The 2,119-nt window shown below is 68.3% G+C and carries 2 protein-coding genes; both read left to right on the forward strand.

The genetic code is table 11. The annotated features are described in order from the left end of the window. The first annotated feature begins 678 nt into the window (after positions 1-678). Positions 679-1,593, forward strand: coding sequence for an MBL fold metallo-hydrolase (locus ABD350_RS18820; RefSeq protein ID WP_344349308.1), 915 nt, complete (start codon positions 679-681; stop codon positions 1,591-1,593). Between the two features lie 146 nt (positions 1,594-1,739). After that, positions 1,740-2,096 (forward strand): LysR family transcriptional regulator, encoded by a 357-nt coding sequence (locus ABD350_RS18825; protein WP_344349309.1) that lies wholly within the window; start codon positions 1,740-1,742, stop codon positions 2,094-2,096. Positions 2,097-2,119 lie beyond the last annotated feature (23 nt).

A 2,119-nucleotide genomic window follows, 5' to 3' on the forward strand; every position in this document is an offset into this window, starting at 1 on the left:
CCGGACTCCACCTCGCCGCCATCTTCATCTGGTCGGCGAGGTGATCCGAAGGAAACGGCCTAGTGCGGCGTCGCGCCGGGTGCGGCCGCGGCTGTAGGCGTCGGACGCGGCCGGCACCACGCACACCTCGGTGATCTCCCAGGCCGTAGGCGCCGAACCCCGCCTCGCCGTGCTGCGCCGGGGCGTGCCATCCGTTGGCCGCCGCCGACGACGTGCTGACGCGTCGTCAACTGGTATGTCCGCTCGTCCCGTTCCGGTCCAGCATTTCGCCCCGTCCGGCCCATTACCGGGCCGCTCGATCTGCTGCCTGGTGTCGAGGAGGCGCCACTCAGGCGTGGGCGGCCGATCTCGTACAGCTCCTGGAGGTCGTCGCGAGGGGGAGCGTGTGGTGTTCCTGTCCGCGTCGGCGGCCGGCCGGTACCCGCACGCCGGCTTCGCCCATGTGTCCCTCGCTCCCGGGTCGTGGCGGAGTTCGTCGCTGCGGCCCAGCATGGTGGGGCCCGCTCTTCGATAGCGATGCTAACGGCTGTGAACTGGGGTTATTTACGGCAGGTAGCTTCCGTGTGCAGGTGCCTGTGGTTGGTGCTAACGAACTGTGTTAGCGTTGAAAACACTTCTGGGGGCCTGCCCTCGTCAGGTGCCCGACTGTCCGTAAGACGAGAGAGATGGCCATAGCTGATGAACCGTTCGACGCTCTTCCGTGCCGCCGTAGCCGCAGCAGGCGTGTCGCTCCTCGCCGCCTGTGGCGGGAACGCCTCCGCCGACGGTGAGGAGAAGAAGCCGTCGTCCGCCGGCTCGACGCCGTCCAGCGCAGAGGCGTTCACCGTCACACACGTGGGCGGACCGACGGCCGTCCTGGAGATCGCCGGTCAGCGCATCCTGATCGACCCCACCTTCGACGCGCCCAAGAAGTACAAGTCCGGCATGTCCAAGACGAAGGGTCCCGCCTTCGGCCCGGAGAAGCTCGGCAAGATCGACGCCGTGCTGCTCTCCCACGACCAGCACGACGACAACCTCGACGGCAAGGGCCGTGAGCTGCTCAAGGACGTGCCGGTCGTGTTCTCCACGCCTGGCGCCCACAAGCGTCTCGGCGATCACATCACTCCCATGAAGAGCTGGGAGGCGCAGGAGCTGAAGTCCTCCGGCAGCACCATCAAGGTCACCGCGGTGCCCGCCCTGCACGGTCCCGACGGAGTCGACCGTGGCGCCGATGGCGAAGTCACCGGGTTCGTGCTCAGCGGTAAGGGGGTCCCCACCACCTACATCTCCGGTGACAACGCCTCGGTCAAGGTCGCCAAGCAGGTCGGCGACCGGATCAAGAAGGACATCGGAGCCATCGACACGGCCATCCTCTTCGCCGGCGCCGCCCGCACTCCCGCGATCCTCGACAACGCGCCGCTGACGCTCACGTCGAAGAACGCCGCCCTCGTGGCGAAGGACCTCAACCCCCGCAAGGTGGTCCCGATCCACACCGACAGCTGGGACATCTACTCCGAGGACATCCAGTCCCTCGTCAAGGCCTTCGAGGACCAGGGCGTCGCCGACAAGCTCGTCGGCCTGGAGCCGGCGGGGGAGAAGAAGGACCTGTCCTGAGGAATCGAGGATCCATCCGGCTCGGAGCGGCGGCGAACCCTTTGACGAGGCGCTCTCCGAGCCGGAGTTTTCCGTTCCGCGGGGACGGTTCCGCCCGCGGGGACGAGTCGATGGCTGCGGTGCTTGCCGGAGGAAGGAGCCGTACGATGCAGTTCCAGCAGTTGCGTGCGTTCCGTGAGGTGGCGAGGGAGCTGAGCTTCACGCGTGCGGCGAAGAACCTCAACTACGCCCAGTCCAGCGTCACCGCGCAGATCCAGAGCCTCGAAGAGGCGGTGGGCACGCCGCTCTTCGACCGTAGCGGACGACGGGTGGCCCTCACCGAGGCGGGCATGGCCCTGCTTCCGCACGCCGAGCGCATCATCGACATCACCGAGACGGCGCGGCGTGAGGTGGCCGCCGCCTCGCCTCGGGTCCCTGGCGCTCGCCTGGCGGTTCGGCGGGACGGGGCGCTGTCCGGCCCGAGGGGCCGGGTGCGGGCTCCTGTGGTGACGGGACGTGCGTGAACGTGATGGAGCGGACTGGTCGC

It is taken from the genome of Streptomyces nogalater, assembly GCF_039532885.1.
Taxonomy (GTDB): domain Bacteria; phylum Actinomycetota; class Actinomycetes; order Streptomycetales; family Streptomycetaceae; genus Streptomyces; species Streptomyces nogalater.

Excerpts from the sequence above, each read along its gene's own strand:
- ABD350_RS18820 (WP_344349308.1), top strand. The coding sequence starts at position 679 with ATGAACCGTTCGACGCTCTTCCGTGCCGCCGTAGCCGCAGCAGGCGTG.
- ABD350_RS18825 (WP_344349309.1), top strand. The coding sequence starts at position 1,740 with ATGCAGTTCCAGCAGTTGCGTGCGTTCCGTGAGGTGGCGAGGGAGCTG.